Source organism: Thermococcus barophilus MP (assembly GCF_000151105.2).
Classification (GTDB): Archaea; Methanobacteriota_B; Thermococci; order Thermococcales; family Thermococcaceae; genus Thermococcus_B; species Thermococcus_B barophilus.
The window spans coordinates 219,847-239,792 of the sequence record NC_014804.1 but is presented as its reverse complement, the minus strand read 5'-3'; the positions used below and the strand labels follow the sequence as shown (position 1 = coordinate 239,792).

22 protein-coding genes and 2 tRNA genes are annotated in these 19,946 nt (G+C 39.9%); 14 read left to right on the top strand and 10 right to left on the bottom strand.

All coding sequences use genetic code 11. The annotated features are described in order from the left end of the window. Nucleotides 1–37 precede the first annotated feature (37 nt). From TERMP_RS01445 to TERMP_RS01430, 4 genes are read left to right on the top strand one after another with little or no spacing between them, the layout of a single operon-like run. Nucleotides 38–316, top strand: a complete 279-nt coding sequence (locus TERMP_RS01445) for a hypothetical protein (RefSeq protein ID WP_013466561.1) — start codon at nt 38–40, stop codon at nt 314–316. Nucleotides 317–325: 9 nt separating this feature from the next. Beyond that, nucleotides 326–1,318 carry an ArsA family ATPase gene (locus TERMP_RS01440; protein WP_013466560.1) on the top strand — a complete coding sequence of 331 codons (993 nt, stop codon included), beginning with the start codon at nt 326–328 and terminating at the stop codon, nt 1,316–1,318. After that, entirely contained in the window at nt 1,308–1,601 is a 294-nt protein-coding gene (locus tag TERMP_RS01435; RefSeq protein WP_013466559.1) for an iron-sulfur cluster assembly protein, read from the top strand. Before TERMP_RS01440 ends, TERMP_RS01435 begins: the two co-directional genes overlap by 11 nt. A gap of 2 nt (nt 1,602–1,603) precedes the next feature. Then, a complete protein-coding gene (locus tag TERMP_RS01430; protein ID WP_013466558.1) occupies nt 1,604–2,266 on the top strand; it encodes a hypothetical protein in 663 nt (220 codons plus the stop codon). Nucleotides 2,267–2,275: 9 nt separating this feature from the next. On the opposite strand, the gene TERMP_RS01425 is transcribed toward TERMP_RS01430, so the two are convergent. From TERMP_RS01425 to TERMP_RS01405, 5 genes are read right to left on the bottom strand one after another with little or no spacing between them, the layout of a single operon-like run. Beyond that, complete coding sequence (locus TERMP_RS01425; protein WP_013466557.1) at nt 2,276–3,277, bottom strand: TIGR01177 family methyltransferase; 1,002 nt, start codon at nt 3,275–3,277, stop codon at nt 2,276–2,278. A 38-nt stretch (nt 3,278–3,315) separates the two neighbouring features. Then, entirely contained in the window at nt 3,316–4,389 is a 1,074-nt protein-coding gene (locus tag TERMP_RS01420; protein ID WP_013466556.1) for an ABC transporter ATP-binding protein, read from the bottom strand. After that, nucleotides 4,389–5,237 (bottom strand): carbohydrate ABC transporter permease, encoded by an 849-nt coding sequence (locus tag TERMP_RS01415; RefSeq protein WP_013466555.1) that lies wholly within the window; start codon nt 5,235–5,237, stop codon nt 4,389–4,391. The genes TERMP_RS01420 and TERMP_RS01415 overlap by 1 nt, the downstream gene beginning before the upstream one ends. Continuing rightward, nucleotides 5,234–6,175: a carbohydrate ABC transporter permease gene (locus tag TERMP_RS01410; protein WP_013466554.1), complete on the bottom strand. Its 942-nt coding sequence runs from the start codon at nt 6,173–6,175 to the stop codon at nt 5,234–5,236. Before TERMP_RS01410 ends, TERMP_RS01415 begins: the two co-directional genes overlap by 4 nt. An 11-nt stretch (nt 6,176–6,186) precedes the next feature. Continuing rightward, nucleotides 6,187–7,551 carry an ABC transporter substrate-binding protein gene (locus TERMP_RS01405; protein WP_013466553.1) on the bottom strand — a complete coding sequence of 455 codons (1,365 nt, stop codon included), beginning with the start codon at nt 7,549–7,551 and terminating at the stop codon, nt 6,187–6,189. A 129-nt stretch (nt 7,552–7,680) separates the two neighbouring features. Between TERMP_RS01405 and TERMP_RS01400 the strand changes: the two genes are divergently transcribed. The 5 genes from TERMP_RS01400 to TERMP_RS01380 all read left to right on the top strand — a co-directional run bounded on the left by TERMP_RS01400 (nt 7,681) and on the right by TERMP_RS01380 (nt 15,173). Next, on the top strand, nt 7,681–8,745 hold the full coding sequence (locus tag TERMP_RS01400) for a TrmB family transcriptional regulator (RefSeq protein WP_013466552.1): 1,065 nt from the start codon (nt 7,681–7,683) through the stop codon (nt 8,743–8,745). Nucleotides 8,746–8,761: 16 nt separating this feature from the next. Continuing rightward, nucleotides 8,762–9,472, top strand: coding sequence for an HAD family hydrolase (locus tag TERMP_RS01395; RefSeq protein WP_013466551.1), 711 nt, complete (start codon nt 8,762–8,764; stop codon nt 9,470–9,472). Then, nucleotides 9,469–11,715, top strand: coding sequence for a glycoside hydrolase family 65 protein (locus TERMP_RS01390; RefSeq protein ID WP_013466550.1), 2,247 nt, complete (start codon nt 9,469–9,471; stop codon nt 11,713–11,715). Before TERMP_RS01395 ends, TERMP_RS01390 begins: the two co-directional genes overlap by 4 nt. Before the next feature lie 88 nt (nt 11,716–11,803). Continuing rightward, nucleotides 11,804–13,747 carry a glycogen debranching N-terminal domain-containing protein gene (locus TERMP_RS01385; protein ID WP_013466549.1) on the top strand — a complete coding sequence of 648 codons (1,944 nt, stop codon included), beginning with the start codon at nt 11,804–11,806 and terminating at the stop codon, nt 13,745–13,747. A gap of 229 nt (nt 13,748–13,976) precedes the next feature. After that, nucleotides 13,977–15,173, top strand: coding sequence for a pyridoxal phosphate-dependent aminotransferase (locus TERMP_RS01380; protein ID WP_048159708.1), 1,197 nt, complete (start codon nt 13,977–13,979; stop codon nt 15,171–15,173). 12 nt (nt 15,174–15,185) lie between these two features. Here the strand turns inward: TERMP_RS01380 and TERMP_RS01375 are convergent, their stop codons facing one another. Then, nucleotides 15,186–15,389 (bottom strand): MoaD/ThiS family protein, encoded by a 204-nt coding sequence (locus TERMP_RS01375; protein WP_013466547.1) that lies wholly within the window; start codon nt 15,387–15,389, stop codon nt 15,186–15,188. A 160-nt stretch (nt 15,390–15,549) separates the two neighbouring features. On the opposite strand from TERMP_RS01375, the gene TERMP_RS01370 reads away from it, so the two are divergent. Then, a tRNA-Leu gene (locus TERMP_RS01370) sits at nt 15,550–15,637 on the top strand. Between the two features lie 25 nt (nt 15,638–15,662). Beyond that, nucleotides 15,663–15,821: a 50S ribosomal protein L40e gene (locus TERMP_RS01365; protein WP_013466546.1), complete on the top strand. Its 159-nt coding sequence runs from the start codon at nt 15,663–15,665 to the stop codon at nt 15,819–15,821. Here TERMP_RS01365 and TERMP_RS01360 read toward each other — a convergent pair. Next, nucleotides 15,818–16,144 carry a PadR family transcriptional regulator gene (locus TERMP_RS01360; protein ID WP_013466545.1) on the bottom strand — a complete coding sequence of 109 codons (327 nt, stop codon included), beginning with the start codon at nt 16,142–16,144 and terminating at the stop codon, nt 15,818–15,820. The two genes, TERMP_RS01365 and TERMP_RS01360, sit on opposite strands and share 4 nt — an antisense overlap. A gap of 159 nt (nt 16,145–16,303) precedes the next feature. On the opposite strand from TERMP_RS01360, the gene TERMP_RS01355 reads away from it, so the two are divergent. Continuing rightward, nucleotides 16,304–16,603, top strand: coding sequence for an FUN14 domain-containing protein (locus TERMP_RS01355; protein WP_013466544.1), 300 nt, complete (start codon nt 16,304–16,306; stop codon nt 16,601–16,603). 25 nt (nt 16,604–16,628) lie between these two features. Next, nucleotides 16,629–17,942 (top strand): lipopolysaccharide biosynthesis protein, encoded by a 1,314-nt coding sequence (locus tag TERMP_RS01350; protein WP_048159707.1) that lies wholly within the window; start codon nt 16,629–16,631, stop codon nt 17,940–17,942. On the opposite strand, the gene TERMP_RS01345 is transcribed toward TERMP_RS01350, so the two are convergent. Both TERMP_RS01345 and TERMP_RS01340 read right to left on the bottom strand, forming a co-directional pair. Beyond that, nucleotides 17,914–18,669, bottom strand: a complete 756-nt coding sequence (locus TERMP_RS01345) for a metallophosphoesterase family protein (RefSeq protein WP_013466541.1) — start codon at nt 18,667–18,669, stop codon at nt 17,914–17,916. The two genes, TERMP_RS01350 and TERMP_RS01345, sit on opposite strands and share 29 nt — an antisense overlap. Before the next feature lie 372 nt (nt 18,670–19,041). Further along, a tRNA-Arg gene (locus TERMP_RS01340) sits at nt 19,042–19,119 on the bottom strand. Between the two features lie 69 nt (nt 19,120–19,188). Between TERMP_RS01340 and TERMP_RS01335 the strand changes: the two genes are divergently transcribed. Next, nucleotides 19,189–19,632, top strand: coding sequence for an Lrp/AsnC family transcriptional regulator (locus tag TERMP_RS01335; protein WP_013466540.1), 444 nt, complete (start codon nt 19,189–19,191; stop codon nt 19,630–19,632). On the opposite strand, the gene TERMP_RS01330 is transcribed toward TERMP_RS01335, so the two are convergent. Continuing rightward, nucleotides 19,625–19,942 carry a hypothetical protein gene (locus TERMP_RS01330; protein WP_145973160.1) on the bottom strand — a complete coding sequence of 106 codons (318 nt, stop codon included), beginning with the start codon at nt 19,940–19,942 and terminating at the stop codon, nt 19,625–19,627. The genes TERMP_RS01335 and TERMP_RS01330 overlap by 8 nt on opposite strands. Between the last annotated feature and the right edge of the window lie 4 nt (nt 19,943–19,946).

Sequence of the window (19,946 nt, the reverse complement as noted above, 5' to 3'; positions counted from 1 at the left end):
TTAATTTCTTTCTTAGTTTTCTTGGAGAGGTGGTAACATGGCGAGAATTCTGGAAAATGTGAAATACTTCATTAAAGGTTTCATCAGCGCATTTAAGCAACAATCTACTGAATATCTTGAGTTTGAAGAAAGAGAGTTAGAAAATGTTTTCGCGCTCCTTCTCATGGGAGCATTTGTCGGCATTCCTTCTCCTCCCACAACACTTGTAATGAGGTTAATGCCACACATGGTCAGGGAGATATACGTTATGCAGCAAAGAGCTATCAATATGGACGATATTTTTGGGGAAATGGCCGCACTGTTTGAAATCACATGAGGTGATAAAATGAAAGATTATTTAATTCCAGAAGAGAAGTTCAGAGTGTTATTCTTCATAGGGAAAGGGGGTGTTGGGAAAACAACAAGTGCTGCCGCTACTTCAATAGCACTCGCAAAGAAAGGATACAAAACACTCATAGTTTCAATAGACCCAGCCCATAACCTTGGAGATGTTTTTATGATGAGACTAAACGACAAGCCCAAGAAGGTGATAAAAAATCTTTATGCAATGGAGCTTGACATGGAAAAACTCATCCAGAGTTATTTAGAACACTTAGAGAAGAATCTGAAGCATATGTATAAGTATCTGACCGTGATAAATTTGGAGAAATATTTTGAAATTTTGAGATTTTCTCCTGGTATCGAGGAATATGCAACCCTCGAGGCAATTAGAGAGATTTTGATTGATGGGGAAAAATGGGATATTATTATTTTTGACACTCCTCCTACTGGACTAACCCTGAGAGTGCTTGCTCTACCGAGAATATCTCTTATATGGACCAACAAGCTGATCGAAATAAGAAGAAAGATACTTGAGAGAAGAAAAGCCATAGAAAAAATACAGGGTGAAAGAAAGTTTGTAATAGAAGGCGAAGAATACAAGCTGCCAAGTGACGAGGAAGAGGACGCTGTAATGAAAGAGCTCAAGAAATATAAAGAAGAAATTGAGTTTGTTCATAGGATAATAACAAATCCCAAGAAAACTACTGTTGTAGCAGTTATGAATCCTGAAATGCTGCCGCTCTATGAGACAGAGAGAGCATATGAAAGTCTAAACAAGTTTAAAATATCCTTTAGGCTGATAGTTCTCAATAAGATACTTGAGCTTGAAGAACTGCCTTCAAAACTTAAAGTTAAAATTGAAGCACAGAAAAAAGTCTTAGAACTCGTAAGGAATAAATTCAAAGGGGTAGATATAGTTAAAATCCCAATGTTTGAAGAGGAACCAAGAGGCTTGGAATTGCTCGAAAAAATAGGGGGAGCAATAATTGGAGATTGACAGAATATACGAGTCCCTTAAAACGGTAAAAGAACCAATAAGCGGAGAAAATATAGTTAAGCTTGGAATAGTCACTAAAATAGTTAGAGACAACGGTAAGATAGTGATTTATCTCGATTTAGCTCGGAGAACACCACAAAGCCCATTTGAAATGGCCATTACTTGGACGGTTCATGCAAAAATTGTCAAGGAGATAGTAAAAGTTTTAGAAGACAAAATCCCCGAATTTGAGATAATTGATAGCATGACGTTACAAAGATACTATCCACTTGAGGAGGTTTGAAAATGGACATAAAGGTTTCCCCAGAATTTTTGCTGGTGCTCATGGTTTTAGCTGGGGTGGCATCAATTCAGTTCTTCAAAGGACGAAAGCTAAATCTTATGCTGATGCAACACTACCTGAGGGCATTTGAAGATACAATAAAGCCAAAAGATAAAGAATATGTGTGGCTTGGCGGGTATATCGGGTTTAGAGCGTACTACAAGGTTAGTGAGGGCAACATAGATAAGTTTGAGTATACATTAACCCTTCTCCCGAGACAGAGCATATTCTACATGCCAATTTCAAAGTTGATAAGCAGACATGACAAGCTCTATATAGTTGTCAGACCATATTCGCAGATAAAAAGAGAGGCACATTTAATTCAGAAACGCTATTACCGCATAAAACCAAAGATTGAAGATGAGGAACTTCTCCAGAAGGATGTCATTGAGAGTGGGAGAAAAGAATACGAAGCTCTCTTTGAGAAACGAAGAGATGTTGAGCTACTTAGAGAATTCCTGCAAGGCTTTTCAAAACCAGAAAATGTTAAGCATGTTTCATTAACTCCAAAAACAAATGTATTTTACATCCTAATGAAGCCCGAACCAGAAACAATTCAGGATGACATAAGACACATTGTCAGATTTGTTAACGAAAAGCTGAAGGAAAGTCCCTTTGAGAGCTGATTTTTCTTTTTATGTTTTCATTACATAGAAATACCTATCGAGTGAAGAGTGAACCCTCTGATAGTGCTTCTCCAAAACCTCAAACCCTATTTTCTCGGCAATTTTCTCAGCATTAAAATCAGCCGGAAAAGCTATACTCAGATAACCATCAAGGACTTCGTAAATGCTCTCCAAAGCCTTTTCATACAATTCCTCTCTCTTCCTCCCAGCTAACGTTGCTGAGGAGCCATAAGGAGGGTCGGTTGCCACTGCTTCAAAAGTCTTATCTGGAAAGATTTCCCTAAGCTTGGTTGCATCCCCCCGCTTTAAAACATAACATTTAACCCCAAAATATTCGAGGTTTATCCTTGCCCCTTCAACCATATCTCTTCGCAAATCGACACCATAAACCTTCAGACCCATTAATCCAGCCTCTATTAGAATTCCACCGGTTCCCATAAAAGGATCAAGAATCTCCATTTTTGCCCTTGCTAAATTTACCATAGCTCTTGCAATTCTTGGAGGCAGGGCAATTGGCTTATAGAAAGGCCTTTTATCAGCTTTCCTCTCATCAAAGGTTTTTGCTTTAAAAAATCTAACCCTAATTCCTACCCACAACTTTTTCCCACAGTAAACTCTCACAAGGGTGTTGGGATTAGATAAATTTACTCTAAACCCTTGTCTGTAAATTATTGCGCCGAGCTTCTTTTCGAGATTTTCAACATCATGAGCACAATTTCTCATAGTTTCTCTGTCAACTTTGAAAGTTCCAGCTATATATTCGCTCCAATCAATGCTTTCCGCTTTGGCATAGAGTTCCTCAACATTCTCTGCTGAAAAAAGCAAAATCCCATATTCATGAGCCATCCCCAGTCTATCTAAGAAGGGAAAAGCTCTCTCGTTGCCTCTAATTGCCAGAAGCAGATAATCTTCCTCAGCAATTTTAAATCTCCTATCTGCAAGCTCAATGAGCGCTTTAACTTCACTTTTAGCCAAGCTCGGTAGATTTCCAAGGATTTCTACATAAAGCATGATGAAAAATTGGGAGGATGCCTTTTAAAGCTTTTCAGCTACCCATAAATGGCTCTTCTGGTCTTTGGATCAAAGATGTAAATCCTGTTCCCCTGAGGTTTCCAGTAGATTTCCCCCCTCATCACTCTTATCTCCTCCGGAAGCCTAACAACAATCTCAAGACGTCCATAGCCTATGTGTCCATAGTTCTCAACTCCAAGCTTCTCAACTCCTAAGAGATTGCCTTTCACATAACCCTCTTTTGGAGCTAAGCTGACTTCCACATGCTGAGGCCTAAAGCCAAGAATAGCTTCTTCAGCCTTTGGAACATCACTTGGAAGCTGTAAGGAGAAGTGTTCAGTCTCAAATAATATTTTACCATCTTTCTCTACAATGCTGCCCTCAATTAAGTTCATTGGAGGACTGCCGACAAATGTTGCAACAAAGGTATTTTTTGGCTTGTAGAAAATCTCGTCAGGTGTTCCAACTTGCTGAAGAATACCTTTGTTCATGACAGCTATCCTATCTGCCATCGTCATTGCTTCGACTTGGTCGTGAGTCACATAGACTGTTGTAATCCCCAACTCGTAACTCAACAACTTTTTAAGCTCAAAACGCATTTGAGTCCTGATTTTTGCATCTAAATTTGATAGAGGCTCATCTAAGAGGAATACTTGTGGTTCCCTAACCAATGCTCTTGCCAACGCTACCCTCTGCTGCTGACCACCGCTTAGCTCACTTGGTTTTCTATTTAGTAAATCCGCAATTCCGAGAAATTCAGCAACCTCCTTGACTTTTTTAATCCTTTCTTGCTTAGGAACGCCAGCCATCCTGAGCGGGAACTCTATATTCCCAAAAACGGTCATGTGCGGATAAAGGGCATAGCTCTGGAAAACCATTGCAACATTTCTCTTGGTCGGATCGATGTCATTGACAAGCTGGTCGCCAATCCATATCTCCCCTTCTGTTGGAGTTTCCAATCCAGCAATCATTCTCAGAGTTGTTGATTTTCCACATCCACTTGGTCCAAGAAGAACCATGAACTCCCCATCTCTAATTTCAAGGTTGAGATTGTTGACGGCAACAACATTGCCGAATTTTTTAGTAACATTTTTCAGCAAAACCCTTGCCATCAGCCCTTCCCTCCTGTGATGACTATACCTCTAATCAAGTACTTGTTCAACACAAGGAACAGGATTATTGTGGGAGCAGATGCCACAAGAGAGCCAGCAATTATGGGAGTGTATTCTGTCCACATAGACCTCTGGAAGGCAAAGCTCAGTCCTACAGGCAGAGTAAAGTTCTCTGGAGATCTCAAGAAGATTAACGGTCCGATAAAAGCATTCCATGAACCCAAGAACTGGTAAACTGCAACTGCACCCAATGCTGGTCTTGCAAGGGGCAATGCAATGTAAAAGAATGCTTTTATTGGTCCGCATCCATCCAAACGGGCTGCTTCAAAGATTTCATTTGATAGCGACATAAAATACTGCCTCATCAGAAATATGCTTGAAACATTTGTTAAACCTAACAAAGAGAGACCAAAGATGTTGTCAATCAGACCAAGCTTGTAGATTATGATATAGTTGGGGACTAAAGTAACAAACATTGGAATCATTAGCAATGATAGCAGAGCTGAAAATATAGCATCCCTACCAGGGAACTTAAGCCTTGCAAAAGCGTAACCTGCCATGCTTGCAAAAAGTATATTACCAGCGACTATAAGTCCAGCATAAAGCGCTGTATTTCGGATCCATCTGGGGAAAAGTTCAAGTCTAAATAACTTTTCATAGTTTTCCAGAGTGAAAGGATGAGGAATCCATTCTGGAGGATAACGAGAAGCTTGAGCCCATGTCATAAATGAGGCAACGAGAGATCTTATAAAAGGCATCAAATAGACAAGTGCAAAGGTTATTAAGACCACATAAGTTATCACAATCCAGATTCTACGAATGAGTTTTTCTCTCTCCTTGGGAGTCATCTCATAGCCCTCCCGTACTTCTTCTGGAAGAGATAAGTTGTTGTGAAGATTATTGCAAAAAGGAACCAGCTTTTAGCCGCTGCAACTCCTGGCCGTATTCTTGTGAATGCCTCATTATATATGTCCAAAGCAACCGTATATCCTGCTCCTCCTGGCCCACCATTGGCTCCAGCCATTACCCAAGCTAAATCGAACATCTGAAGTGCTCCAATTAACCCCATAACCACGACATAAACAATCATGGGCCTAAGCATTGGTATTGTTATGAAGAAGAACCTCCTTATTGGGCCAGCACCATCAAGCATTGCTGCCTCATAAATTTCTCTGGGTATTGCCTGCATTGCTGCAAGAAAGGACACCATGAAATGTCCGCTCGTTCCCCAGATAGCAACCATTGCAATTGCCAAAAGCAGATAGTTTCTGTCGTTTATCCAGTCTATCGGCTGGAAGCCTGGGATTATATGAGCGAGAGCATAATTGATAAATCCATTTTTCATGAAAAGCCAAATGAAAATCAGAGCAACGATAACTGAGCTTGTCGTTGCTGGCAAAAAGTAAGAGACCTTGAAAAACTGCTGTCCTCTAATTTTCTGATTAGCAAATGCAGCAAGCACTACCGCCAAAAAAGTCTGAATTGGGACAACTATTGCAGTGTAAATCAAAATGTTCTTTAATCCAGTGTAAAAGGGTGAGAGCAAATAAGGAGCGCCATGAAATCCCCTGATTAAATCTCTAATCACAATTTCAAAATTTTTCAATCCTACAAATTGCATTTGACCGATATAATCCCACTTGAAAAAGCTCAGGTAAAAGGCAAATATCATTGCAAAGTACCCAAAAACAAGATTCAATACAACTGCAACCGAGATAAGAGATAAACCTGCTACAATCTCCTTATTTCTACCCTTCTCATAAAAAGAAGAAAATTTAGAAAACATAAAAAGCCACCTCAGCTGCTTAATTCTTCCTGAACAATCTGCTTCATGACTTCAATAGCCTCATCAACAGTTATTTCTCCTCTCATTGCAGATGCCATTGCATCACTGAATTTTCCTTCAAGAACACCTGACTTTGGACCCCAGAGAAATACTATCATCTGGTCATACTTGAAAGAAAGTGTCTTCTTGTGCTGTGGCCACATGTCTGGATCGTTTTCAAAACCTTTTATGCTTGGTAACGTATGACCTGCCTTAACAACAAGCTCTTTCTGTCCATAAGGTCCCAACACAAATTCAACAAACTTCCACGCTTCCTGTGGATGTTCAGTCTTTGCATTTATTCCTAAAATGACCGTGTATGCCATTGTAACTCTTCCTTTCTTCCCAGCAGGAACTGGTGCAATATCCCAGTCTTCGCCGTACTTAAAGTCCGGGAACTGGTCTGCTAAAAATGGAATCATCCAGTTACCGCTTATAACCATTGCAACCTGTTGCTGTCCAAAAGCATCTCCAAGCCATCCAGCACCGACATCGCTTGGCTGGACAACGTAAGGTGTTTTTCCTTGTTGCTCTCTCTCAATCTTGCCCTTCTTGTACAGGTTGATGTACCATGTCAAGGTTTCCTTCACAACAGGATTGTCGAACCATGAAGCATCTTCTGGCTTTTCAAACCATGGCTTTGGAGCACCATTGCTGACCGCAACAGGGACGTATCTGTTAAATCCACCCAAATAAATAGCCAAACCTGGTTTACCAGTTTTATCAGCAATTATCTTTGCATACTCCTCCAACTCTTCCCAAGTTTGTGGAGGTCTTGTGAGACCGGCTTGCTCAAACAGCTTCTTGTTGTAAAACAGTGCAAGCATGCTCCAATCCTTTGGAAGCCCATAAAGCTTTCCATCCTTCATGAATGGCTTCAGGAGAAATGGATAGAACTGGTCAATAAAGCTCTTGTCAGCAAGGTCAGATATTGGGTACAATGCCCCCTTATCAATGAATATTGGTGCCCAAGAACTGTCAACGTAGAATACATCAGGTGCGACTCCAGCCCCAAATGATGCTAAGATATTCTCGTGGAACATCTGGGGAATTACCTCATATTTAACGCCGATGTTTGGATACTTTTGCTCGAATTCTCCAATTATTCTCTGGTAGTTTTTCATTTCAGTCTCTCCAGCACTCCAGCCAGCAAATCTTATAAAAACCTTTTCCTGCACCTTTGTTTCAGTTTGAATCTTTGTTTGAGTCTCAACCTTTGTTGTTGTCACTGTTGTAGGTGGGGGGGAAGATGTTTCCCCCCCACCACCTATACATCCAGCTGCTACCACCGCTATTAAAAGCACTGAGACCAGAATAAAGCTGTATGCTTTTTTCATATAACCCACCTCATATGGGAGTCTTCAGATTTTTATACTATAATCATATTATATAAACTTTTCTTTATTATTTCCAATAATATTTAAATAGTAAAAACTCAGAATATAATGCAGTGAGGGGTGGTTAATATGACAATGTCAACCGCAACTCTCATTGAAAAACTCCAAGAGTTGGGACTCACAAAAAGAGAAGCTGAAGTTTACCTGACAATATGGACAAAGAATGGAGCAACTGTAAAAGAACTTTTAGACTCTCTTGACGTCCATCAACCTCAGCTCTACAACATAATCCAGAGCCTAATACGAAAGGGTTTTGTAAAAGCCTCCGCTGGAAGGCCAAGAATTTACACAGCCACAGACATCGTTTCCCTTATTGATGTTTATAAGATGAAGCTTGATTTACTGAAAGAAACTCTCAAAGAAGAGCTCATGAAAATCAGGAGCAGAACAGAGGAGGAAGGACCCTACATATCTGTCGTAAGAAGCCTCGAAGGCGTAATGTCAAGTGTTATTGAGACAATAAATTCTGCTGAAATTGAGATCAGAGCGGAGGTGCCATATAACGTGTTTAAGGAAATAAAGCCATATCTCCTCAGTGCTCTCCAAAGAGGAGTCAACTTATATCTCCTTGTATATCCAGGGAAAGAATCTTTTGAAGAGTTCCAACGGTTCAAAAATCAGGTAAAAATTAGAACCTCAGAGTTAGGCAACTTTCTCTTAGTAATTTCAGACCTTTCAGTTGCCGTTTATTCAAAAAGAAGATTTTTCAGTCCAAACAAGCTACCACTTTCAAATTCTGAAATCTACGGGTATGAAATTCAAGAAAAGGACCTACTTTTGAGACTTCTAAACATCCATAACAACCTATGGAGAAAGGCCAAGGAAATAATCTCTTGGGATTACGAGCCAGAGGCTTATCCAAAGACCTTTTTAGAATTCTCTATAGTGCTTGACGAAATAGAAGCCCTCTTTAAGCTCGGATATATTCCAATAGTAACTGTTGAAGGCAGAAATGTAAAAGAAGGATCTCCAGTAAAAATTGTGGGAAGAGCACGTTCTGTTAATCGTTCCGGAATAATAAGCAATTTTGTCCTTGAAACAAATGATGGTGAAGTTACAGTTGGAGGCTTTGATGCTGAAGTTGAGGATATAGAAGCTCAGCGCGTTATTATAGAAAGAATCGAGAAACAGTAGAAAAGGAGGGATCTCCTTGAAAGCAGCGATAATTTGGGATTTTGACGGAGTTTTGGTTTTTACTCCTCATGAAGAAGCCTGGAAAAAAGCGGCTGAACATTATGGTGTTAAAGATTTTGACCATGATTTTTTTATTAATTATGTCTCCGGTAAGCCGCGATATGAAGGAGCAGATAATATCCTAAGACTGAAAGGGATATATAAGAGATTGGGAGCACGTACAGAAGAAGAAAAGCAAAAAATTCTCCAAGAATTTGCCGAATTCAAAAACAAGCTTGTAAACGAAATGTTTGACAGAGGAGAATACGGCATTAACAATGAGGCAATAAAATTTCTCATAGAAACAAAAGGAGTTGGTGTTAAGCATGCTTTGGCTTCTGCCTCAAAAAACGCACCAAAACTTGCTCAAAAGATTAAAATCTATGTCAATGGAGAAGAAAAAACCCTTCTCGATCTTTTTGATGTTAATGTTAGTGGGCTGGCACCCACCAAAAAGGCTGTGTTTGAGCTGGCAATCAAAGAACTTAAATCTAAATTTCCAGAACTTGGAGTCTTCATCGTGATCGAAGACTCCCCGACTGGGGTGGAAGTAGCAAAAGAACTTGGAATTTTCACCCTTGGGTATGAAAGAGAAGCAAAACTTGATGCGGATTTAACATTCAAGGACTTCAGGGAGATTAGCTGGGAGAAAATTTTGGATCGACTAAAAAGGAGGAGTGGAGCGTGAAGTTTCACTTCAGTTTCAAGGAGTACGATCCTAAAGCAGAAGCAGTTTATGGTACAATACTAACTTTGGGAAATGGATACATCGGGATCAGGGGAGAGATAGAGCTTGAACCAACAATTTACGGCACAACCATAGCGGGGGTTTATGACTACGCTCCGTATTTCTATCGTGAAATTGTAAATGCTCCAAGAGTCATTGGTCTTCAGATTTTCTTCAATGGGGAACCAATCTCCCTAAGCACTCAGAAAATTCTGAAATATGAGAGAGAACTCAACATTGAAGATGCTACTCTAAAAACTCTGATAGCAATCGAAACTCAGAGTAGAACCCGCATAGAATATGAGAGCATAAGAATTGTCCATGGAAAGATAAAAAACCTGATTCTCTTAAAATTCAAGATTAAAGCCAATGAAGACGGCATGCTGACAATAATAAGCCCCATTAAAACCAATGTTGTGAATCCCTCATATCGGAATGAAATAATGGTAAAACACCTGAATGTTATGCAGATGGAGGACAGAGAAAACGAAATCTATGCTGAAGTTGAAACCCTCGACGGAAGATACAGAATTGGCATAGCAAGCTCCCTTATCAGTGGAACCAAAGCTAAAAGAGCCGTTATCAAGTCTGCAGATGGCATTGCTGAGATTTTAACACTTTCCGTTAAGAAAAACAAGACGTATGAGTTCATCAAATACATTACCATACTCTCCTCCAAGACTCCAACCCCCAATTTAAGAGAAGCTGTTCTGCAGAAACTTCAGATAGCGAAAAACTCATGTTTCAGCAGGCTTTACGAAGAGCACAAAGATTACTGGAAAGAAATTTGGAAAAGAGCGAAGATTGAAATTGAGGGAGATAAAAATGCCGAAAATGGCTTAAATTTCAGCATTTTTCATCTGATCCAATCAATGCCTATAGACAGTAGAATTTCTTTAACTGCAAGAGGCATTCACGGCTTTGGATACAGAGGACATATCTTTTGGGATACCGAGATATATGCTCTACCATTTTTCATGGCAGTTTTTCCTGAAAAAGCCAGAGAAATGCTGATGTACAGATATAACAATCTAAATGCGGCAAGAGAGAATGCAAAGATGAACGGATATAGCGGAGCCCAGTTTCCTTGGGAATCCGCTGATGATGGTTATGAAGCAACCCCCTCAGTCATACCTCTTGACATGATGGGCAAAAAAGTTGTCAAAATCTACACAGGGGAAGAAGAGCACCATATAACAGCCGACATAGCATATGCTGTGGAGCTTTACTATAAATTTACTGGTGATGAGGAATTTATGTTCAGATATGGACTCGAGATTATCTTAGAAACAGCAAGATTCTGGGCAAGCAGAGTTGAGTATGATGAGAAAAAGGGTTATGTTATCAAAAAAGTCATTGGACCCGATGAATACCATGAACATGTGGACAACAGCTTCTTCACAAACTTAATGGCAAGATACAACCTTCTCTTAGCTGTTAAGTACTTCAAAATTGCCCGGCGTTCCGGTGGAGAATGGAGCAAAACATTAAAGAGGATCAATATAACTGAGAAAGAAGTGCAAAGATGGCTTGAAATCGCAGAGAAAATTTACATACCGAGACAGAAAAATGGCGTCTTTGAGGAGTTTGAAGGCTATTTTGATTTAAGTGATTACACCCTCGACCCTTATGGACTTGGAGAAAAGAGGCTTCCTGAAGAGATAAGAAGGAACTTAAGGAAAACAAAAATAATAAAACAAGCTGACGTGATAGCAGCCCAGTACCTCCTTAAAGATCAATTTGACCTGGAAACAATAAGGAAGAACTTCGACTACTACATAATTAGAACAACCCATGCCTCATCACTTTCCATGCCCCCATATGCTATAGTTGCTTCCTGGCTCGATTACGAAGACTTAGCCTACGACTACTTCATGAAATGTGCCTTCATAGATCTGCACAATCTCTACGGCAATACCCAAGATGGATTCCACTTAGCAACGGCGGGGGGAGTGTGGCAGATAATATTTAGGGGTTTATGCGGGATAGACATAAACAACGAAGGAGTAGAAATTAACCCAAAGCTCCCAAAGAAATGGAAAGCCGTGAGACTGAGATTCTTCTTCAAAAAAGCATTGCTGAGCTTGGAGGTCAGAAAAGATTCTGTACGGGTAAAACTTCTCAAGGGTGAAGAAGTCAAAATACGAGCCTTTGGTAGGAATGCAGTGGTAAAACGCGGAAAGGAGACAATCCTTCATAAGTAACTCATTTTATTTATTCTTTTTTGAAAACGAAAATTATAAAACTTCACACTTGAAGGAGCAGATAACATAAGTCATGGACGGTGTGTTGATGCCCAAGATGACATTGGCATTAAATGGAGCATTCGTTCTCTCAGATGAAAAAGGCGATATGAACAAGCACTATCACGGCTTCTATGCTTTTGATACAAGGTTTGTAAAAAACATTTCCCTGGAAATTGACAAAGAGATGTTTTTAAGACATATTGAGCATGATAACCTGACTGCAATATCCCACATACTTATAGGGGGGTCGGTAATCTTACTGAGAAAACGTGAGCTATTGAATGGCTGGAGATATAGAGAAGAGCTGACCTTCTACAATATGTCTAAGGAACCAGCAAAAATAATCCCCAAATATTTCTTCGAAGTTTGCTTTGAGGACATATTCGAAGTTAGGGGAAGTCACAAACCAATAAAGAGGAAAATAATTAAAAAACAGACCCCAAAAGGGATTAAATATACTTACATTGGCGTTGATAAAATAAAGAGAGAGCTTGAGATTAAAGCTGAGGGATTTCGATTTGAGAACAATTATCTCACCTCGGAGATTCCTCTAAGACCTTTGGAAAAAAAGAGCATCAGCATCGAATTTTCTCCCAAGATCCACATAAAAAGTGCACCATTTCTAATTAGGAGTGTCTTCAATTTCAAATTTGAGCAGAGAGTGATCACAAACAACATTGATGTAAATAACATATTCAAGACTTCGCTGAGAGATTTGGCTTCTCTAACAATATTGACCAATCACGGGCTAACCGTCTTTGCTGGAATCCCGTATTTCATGTGCCTCTTTGGCAGGGACAGTATAATAACATCCTTATTCCTTTTGCCATACTTTCCGGAATACGCTAAAGGAACATTGAAAATCCTATCAAAGCTCCAAGGAAGAAAATTTGACAAAAAAACACTTGAAGAATCCGGGAAAATTCCTCACGAATACAGACTTGGAGAACTCTCTCAAGCACACTTAATGCCCTTTGCTCCATATTACGGAACAGTGGACTCTACTCCCCTGTATTTGATCTTAGCAGGGGAATACGTTAGATGGACAAGAGATTACAACACAGTGAAAGAACTTAAAGACACCCTAAACAAGGCACTTGAATGGATTTTTATGAAGCTTGAAGAGGGAGATGGATATGTAAGGTATTCGTTGGCTTCCCCCTATGTTCAAATGAACCAAGGATGGAAAGACTCAAAAGAAGGGGTTCCAGATGAGCACGGAGAACCTACAAAACCACCAATTGCATTAGTTGAAGTTCAGGGTTATGTGTATAAAGCCCTATTAGACATGGCGAGACTCTCGGATATCTTGGAGTTTGAAGAATCGACCCTGAAGGAAGAAGCCAAAAAACTAAGAAGGAAATTTAATACGGATTTCTGGATGAAGAAAGAGAAATTTTATGCAATTGCTCTAAACGGAAACAACAAGCCTTCAAAAGTAATTTCCTCCAATCCTGGTCACTTGCTCTTCACAGGCATCGCAGAGCATGAAAAAGAAATTGCTGAAAGGCTGTTTGAAAAAGATATGTTTTCAGGATGGGGAATTAGAACTCTAAGCTCAAAAGAAAGAGCATATAATCCTTTCAGCTACCATAACGGCAGCGTTTGGGCACATGATAATGCACTTATTGCATTGGGATTAGCGAAAATTGGAGAAACTGAAAAAGCAGCTTTTCTGGCTGATAAATTTCTGAAAGCTGCGAATTTGATGAACTATCAGTTGCCAGAGCTTTTCAGTGGTGTCAGAAGTGAGATTCCACTTCCCATTCCAAGAGCAAATGCCCCTCAAGCATGGAGTGCTGCAAGCCCTTTTGCATTCTTAACAGCCATGCTTGGGCTCACTCCAGAGGGAGTATCAGCAAATCCACAGCTCCCAGAGCATCTTGAAAAGATTGAAATAAAGAAGGTAATCATTGGAGGAATAAAATACAGGATAACCATTGAAAAGAAGGATGAACAGATTAGGTTCGAGATGAACAAAAGCCATTAAAGGGCTCAGAGGGTGTTCACGTCATCATTACTCAGCATGCTTGCTATTCGTCATTGCCCATTTTTACTATTTTCTTTTGCTTTTAAAGTTAAGTGTTTTCTAATAAATGCTGAAGCAAACATAAAACCGTCATCATCTTTCTACTTTCTGTTATTTGATACTGCGGGAGAGGTAAGCTTTTATGATAGAATGCTCAACTAATTATGAAAGCAGTTTGTTGGTGATTGAAATGATTCATGCATCTAAAAGGGCTATGGGAATTGAATATGCAATTAGAGATGTTGTTCTACCCGCCAGAGAACTTGAAAAGCAGGGGATAAAAATAATCAAGCTTAACATCGGGGATCCAGTTAAGTTCGACTTTCAGCCACCAAAGCACATGAAAGAGGCATACTGTAGAGCTATCATGGAGGGGCACAACTACTATGGAGAGAGTGAAGGCGACATAGAGCTCAGAAAGGCAATAGTAGAAAGGGAAAAGAAGAAGAATGGCGTTGATATAACTGTGGATGATGTGATGGTAACAGCGGCAGTTACGGAAGCGTTGCAGTTCGTCTTTGGTGCTCTTGTTGAGCCTGGAGATGAAGTTTTAATTCCAGGGCCAAGTTATCCCCCATACGTAGCACTTGTAAAGTTCTACGATGGAGTTCCAAAAGCCTACCTTGGAATTGAAGAAGAAGGGTGGCAACCAGATATAGATGACATGAGGAAGAAGATAAGTGAAAAAACAAAAGCTATAGCAGTTATAAATCCAAATAACCCAACTGGAGCCTTGTATGACAAAAAGACGCTCAAAGAGATTCTTGACTTAGCTGGAGAATATGACATTCCCGTTATCAGCGATGAAATTTATGATTTAATGACCTATGAAGGGAAGCACGTTTCTCCGGGCTCATTGACAAAAGATGTTCCAGTAATTGTAATGAACGGCCTCTCAAAGGTTTACTTTGCAACAGGGTGGAGATTGGGGTACATGTACTTCGTTGATCCAGAGGACAAGCTTGCTGAAGTAAGGGAGGCAATAGGAAAGCTCGCAAGAGTAAGGCTCTGTCCAAATACACCAGCTCAAAAAGCCGCCATTGCTGGTCTCACGGGTCCAATGGATTACCTTGAGGGATACATGAAAAAGCTCAAAGAGAGGAGGGACTATATCTACAAGAGGCTGAACGAAATTCCTGGTTTGAGTGCCCAAAAGCCAGAAGGGGCGTTTTACATCTTCCCACGCATTGAGGAAAGGAGCAAGTGGAAGAGCGACAAGGAATTCGTTCTTGATGTGCTCAGAAACGCTCACATCTTAGTGGTTCACGGTTCAGGATTCGGAGAAGGTGGAGAATGGCACTTCAGAGCTGTCTTCCTGCCGCCAGTCGAAATCCTTGAGCAAGCTATGGATAACTTAGAAAAATTCATGAAAGAAAGGCTCAGCTGATTTTTCTTCTTTTTATCCTCCCGAAACCACCGGAATGACCTCAACATAATCGCCGTCTTTAATTGGATCATCTTCCAAAGCGACCTTTCCATTTACCTTTGCTATCGCACTCTCTGTATTAAATCCAACAGCTCTCAAAACATCTGCAACTTTCATACCCTTTTGCCATTCAATCTCCTTCTCGATTTTTCTTCCAATGACCCTAACCCTTATCATCTTCATCACCAGATGAGCGTTGAAGTTTAGGTTTATAAATTTCTGGGAAAAATTAATTATTGCCGATGAGGAGAAGGCCCGGCACCGAAAGGTGATGAGGGCCATCACTTCCGAGGCTTACCGAAAGCTTTTTAATTTACCCTCTCATCTTAGTGAATGAGCGGGGGTGCCCGAGCCTGGCCAAAGGGGGCGGACTTAAGATCCGCTGCCGGAGGGCTGCGCGGGTTCGAATCCCGTCCCCCGCACCATCATCAGGATCATGGAGGGATTATCATGGCGAGGTTTCCAGAAGCGGAGGCAAGAATATTTAAAAAGTATATATGCATGAGGTGTGGAGCAACCAATCCATGGAAGGCAGAAAAGTGCAGAAAATGTGGATACAAGGGACTAAGGCCAAAAGCCAGGGAGCCAAGAGGAGGAGTTGGACGTTAACTTTTAAGCTTCTCTAAGGTATTTTCTATGAAGTTTATTCCTTCTTCTAAAAGTTTTCTGCCTTTTTCTGTAAGCTCATAATACTTTCTCGATGGCTTTCCAGTTTCGCTTTCTTGCCATTTTGAGGTAACATAACCATCTTTTTCAAGCTTGTACAGAACTACATATGAACTGACTGTTGCCGGTTCAAATCCAAACTTTTCCCTTATTCTGCTCTTTAGCTCATAAGCGTACATTGGTCTCTCTTTTAGAAGACTTAAAATGTACAACCACAGCACTTCTTTCGTCACCTTTTCTTTCAACCTTTCCATTGGCGCAGTCATAAGTATCACCTATAATGATACATAAAGTATATCAAATCAAAGCTCTCACCAGTTATAAATATTTTTCTTTTATATTCTTTAAACATTTCGTATCTATAAAACAACCAACGTAAAACTATTTAACCCCCAACTGTGTAGATTCCGATTAGGTGGATTGAAATGGAAGTGAATTTTGGTGGAATTGCTGGGGATATAGGTGTTGGAGGACTTGTGGGATTCATAACCGGTTATGCACTAAAGAAGTTCATCAAACTTGTATTAGCACTAATTGGGGCATATGTACTCAGCCTCTTTTGGCTTCAGCAGAAGGGAGTAATAACAATAAACACAAATGCACTTTTTAACCTTACAGAAAGCGCAGCAACCCAGACACTGAGTCTGGCAGACAAAGTCATGAGTATTCTTCCAGGAGGAGGAGCATTTGTAGTTGGATTTTATTTAGGATTCCACAAAGGTTAAATCCTTTACACCTAATTTTTCTCTTATGAGTTATGAGAGAAAAGTTCTAATAAGACATTCAATTGCAAGCATAGTAGCTCTTGCTTTATTTGGAATTAGCAGATTTCTCTACAGCATTATCATCTCAAGAAAATTTGGGGTTGAAACTTTAGGATCTGCAAATTCTCTGATTTCCCAGGCATTTCTTGTGGCAATGCCACTGAGCTTTTTTGCTGTTGCATTGGGCAAGTATTCTTCAGAATTTCTTGCAAAGGAAGAGGTTGAGAAGATAAAGTCTATGACATCGATTTCATTTTCATTTCCACTGATTGGGATTTTACTTGCCCCGTTGAACATACATCTTGCCATTCTTTCAGTTCTTAGAGCCGTTCAACTCACATTTAGGAATTTCATCTACGGGATTCATAGAGGGGAGATTTATGCATATATTATGCTCCTCGGCTTCATACCCTTTGTTGCCAGCTTTTATTCTAACGATCCCTATCTGCCGTATATAGCACTGCTGTTTACAATATCGTCTTTTGCTTTCATATATCTCTTCAAAAAGGGTTTACTGGGAAAACCCAGAAAAGATGAATTTCACATTCTACTTAGGTATTCATCCTTTGCATTCCTCGGAACCCTTTCTGGAGTATTTTTAGTTCAGGGACCTTACTTCCTAAGCGAAAAGCTTGGGAATGCACTGATTGCTGGCAAGGTCTCGGCATCTCTGTCAGCAGCATTTCTGCTGACTTATTTACCCCAGGTGCTCCAATCTGCAATCATGCCACTCTACTCGTACAAATACGGGAAAGAGGAATTAAATTATGTAAAGCTACTTGCAGAAAGGACCACGGAACTACTGTCAACCTTCACAGCTTTTGTCGTCTTTGCTCTCTTGCTTGTCGGAAGAGAGGTAATTTCATTTCTTTTTGGTTTTAATCTTGGAAATGAGTTTTACATAGCACTGCTGGCAGTTGAAATTTACATAGCCTACAACCCCAGCATCGTTGCTTTAAACTCCACAAGATACGTGAAAGAGGGCAGTTTTATTGCAACTGTTGGGGCTTTGGTAGCGTTAATTACGTGGATACCCCTTATTAGAATGCTTAATGAGTATGGAGCAGTGATGGGATTATTGCTCGGATACTTGACAATATTGTGTGGAACAGCGTATCTCAGTCATAAAAAGCTAAAAATTTCTCCTAAATCATATAAACCACTACTGTTTGCAATACCACTTCAGCTGTTAGTCTTTACATCAAAAATAGTGTTGTTCACTGGAATCTTGCTTTATATGTTAACCATTAAGGACAAAATAAAAGAGGGCATCAAAGCTTTCCATGGTAGAGAATCCTAATAAGCTCTTCGGGTAGACCCTCCTTCTTTATCTTGTCTTCAACTATCCTCTTGTCATAGTCAACTTCGACGAATTTCACATGAAGTGTATCTACATCAATGAGGGCAAACGTTGCTTTGTGTTCTTTTCCTGGCGGGAAGCCTATGCTTCCTGGACAGACTATCCTCCCATATCTTGTCATGACATTCACCGGTATCTTTGGAGAAGCCACTAAAAGAATTTCATACTCTTTTACTGGCCTCATTATTGCTTCATAGTATGAAGTTGGTTGTTCTGGAAGTACTATGCCCCCAAATGGGTTTAATGGGCTTCCATAAACTCCAAATATATCGTTATCCCCAATTTTGTCAACAAGGTACACTGGCAGGTCTCTTATGAACTCCCTTCCATCATGATCAAGCTTTTCCCATGTGTATTTTAGAGCTATTTTAACATGCTCTGGAAGGCTGATATTATCAATGTAATCCGGACCTTCAGCATGGGGATCGCTCATAGCAATTATCTGGTCAAATTCACCCCGGATTAGTTTAACTTTGTTGCTCTTAATTAAATCATCAAGAACATCCAGGATTTCCTTCGGATATGGGAACAATCCTACAATGTTCCCGAGGATATAGTATTTCTCGATATCATACCCATTTTCTTTGAGTTCTTCAATTTTTCCAAGTGCTTTAACTAAAGCCGGGAAGTTCCCATTTATGTTTGCTAACACTGCTACGTATCTCATCCGCTCACCCCCCACTTTTTCTAACTTTATTTTACTAAAATGGTATATTTAAAAGTTTCGCAAAAAGAGAAAGTTCAGCGGGAAAAGGCTAAAAATTTCCTCTTTTTCTTTTTGTTCTCCTCTTTTACGCTGGTCATTATGTAAAACATCAGCGCATCTTCAATCATCGGCATCACCTCCTTGTATTTTTGTTGTTGAAAATCTCGCAGAATTTTCTATTTTTATTCATGCGCCTGCAAATTTTAAAGAACTTTCAGATTTTAGTTAATTTTTGTTAGTTTTATAAAACTTTCTGCTGATGTTTTATCTGTGATGTATAAAGCCATGCTTCAAGAATCTGCAAATGTCTAAGAAAGGGGCAAAATACTTTTATGGCGGACCGGCGGGGATTCGAACCCCGGACCTGCGGCTTAGGAGGCCGCCGCCCTGTCCTGGCTAGGCTACCGGTCCTTGAACCCGGTATGAGGTGTAGGAGAAGAATATTTAAACTTTGCGGTGGAGCTCTATAAGGTGAGAACAATGATAGATGAACTTGACAGGAAGATACTTTCATTGCTCCAAAAAGATGCACGTTTATCTTACAGAGAAATCGCCAAGAAACTAAATGTTGCTGTTGGCACCGTTTATAATAGATTGAAGAGACTTGAAGAGGAAGGCATACTAAAAGGATTTTACCCAAAGTTAGACTATGAAAAGCTCGGTTATGAGCTGACAGCTATTATAGGAGTCAGGGCACAAGGAAAAAGAATTATTCAAATTGAAAAAGAAATCGCTAAAGATGACCATGTTTTGTGTGTCTATGATGTTACCGGAGAGTACGACATAATTGTAGTTGCAAAATTCAAAGGAAGGGAGGATATGAACAGGTTCGTGAAAAAAGTTTTGGCAATTGATGGGGTTGAAAAAACAAATACTCACGTTGCCATGGATATAGTAAAAGAGGACCTCGTTCTACCTATTTAGTTAGATATTTATTAATGAATCGCTTTGCTGCTTCGTCCAGTTTTTCTACTGGCAATTTCACCTTCTTTCCGTTTACTGTGCCCTCAAAAATGACAGGTTCTTTGGGAAGTACATCCCTAAGTACTTTAAATTCTTTGTTCTGCTCAATAATATGATCCCTAACTCTAACAAACTCATCAAAAGTTGCATGCCTTATGACTCCTTCAATTACTATTTCTGTTTCACATTCCTCCTTGGGGCAATAAAAAGAGAATCTTTCTCCAATGTTGGCATCAATAACCAAGCTTCTGCCCTCTGCATTATAAACCAAAAAC

Excerpts from the sequence above, each read along its gene's own strand:
- TERMP_RS01445 (WP_013466561.1), top strand. The coding sequence starts at position 38 with ATGGCGAGAATTCTGGAAAATGTGAAATACTTCATTAAAGGTTTCATC.
- TERMP_RS01440 (WP_013466560.1), top strand. The coding sequence starts at position 326 with ATGAAAGATTATTTAATTCCAGAAGAGAAGTTCAGAGTGTTATTCTTC.
- TERMP_RS01430 (WP_013466558.1), top strand. The coding sequence starts at position 1,604 with ATGGACATAAAGGTTTCCCCAGAATTTTTGCTGGTGCTCATGGTTTTA.
- TERMP_RS01425 (WP_013466557.1), bottom strand. The coding sequence starts at position 3,277 with ATGCTTTATGTAGAAATCCTTGGAAATCTACCGAGCTTGGCTAAAAGT.
- TERMP_RS01420 (WP_013466556.1), bottom strand. The coding sequence starts at position 4,389 with ATGGCAAGGGTTTTGCTGAAAAATGTTACTAAAAAATTCGGCAATGTT.
- TERMP_RS01415 (WP_013466555.1), bottom strand. The coding sequence starts at position 5,237 with ATGACTCCCAAGGAGAGAGAAAAACTCATTCGTAGAATCTGGATTGTG.
- TERMP_RS01410 (WP_013466554.1), bottom strand. The coding sequence starts at position 6,175 with ATGTTTTCTAAATTTTCTTCTTTTTATGAGAAGGGTAGAAATAAGGAG.
- TERMP_RS01405 (WP_013466553.1), bottom strand. The coding sequence starts at position 7,551 with ATGAAAAAAGCATACAGCTTTATTCTGGTCTCAGTGCTTTTAATAGCG.
- TERMP_RS01400 (WP_013466552.1), top strand. The coding sequence starts at position 7,681 with ATGACAATGTCAACCGCAACTCTCATTGAAAAACTCCAAGAGTTGGGA.
- TERMP_RS01385 (WP_013466549.1), top strand. The coding sequence starts at position 11,804 with ATGCCCAAGATGACATTGGCATTAAATGGAGCATTCGTTCTCTCAGAT.
- TERMP_RS01380 (WP_048159708.1), top strand. The coding sequence starts at position 13,977 with ATGATTCATGCATCTAAAAGGGCTATGGGAATTGAATATGCAATTAGA.
- TERMP_RS01375 (WP_013466547.1), bottom strand. The coding sequence starts at position 15,389 with ATGATAAGGGTTAGGGTCATTGGAAGAAAAATCGAGAAGGAGATTGAA.
- TERMP_RS01365 (WP_013466546.1), top strand. The coding sequence starts at position 15,663 with ATGGCGAGGTTTCCAGAAGCGGAGGCAAGAATATTTAAAAAGTATATA.
- TERMP_RS01360 (WP_013466545.1), bottom strand. The coding sequence starts at position 16,144 with ATGACTGCGCCAATGGAAAGGTTGAAAGAAAAGGTGACGAAAGAAGTG.
- TERMP_RS01355 (WP_013466544.1), top strand. The coding sequence starts at position 16,304 with ATGGAAGTGAATTTTGGTGGAATTGCTGGGGATATAGGTGTTGGAGGA.
- TERMP_RS01350 (WP_048159707.1), top strand. The coding sequence starts at position 16,629 with ATGAGTTATGAGAGAAAAGTTCTAATAAGACATTCAATTGCAAGCATA.
- TERMP_RS01345 (WP_013466541.1), bottom strand. The coding sequence starts at position 18,669 with ATGAGATACGTAGCAGTGTTAGCAAACATAAATGGGAACTTCCCGGCT.
- TERMP_RS01335 (WP_013466540.1), top strand. The coding sequence starts at position 19,189 with ATGATAGATGAACTTGACAGGAAGATACTTTCATTGCTCCAAAAAGAT.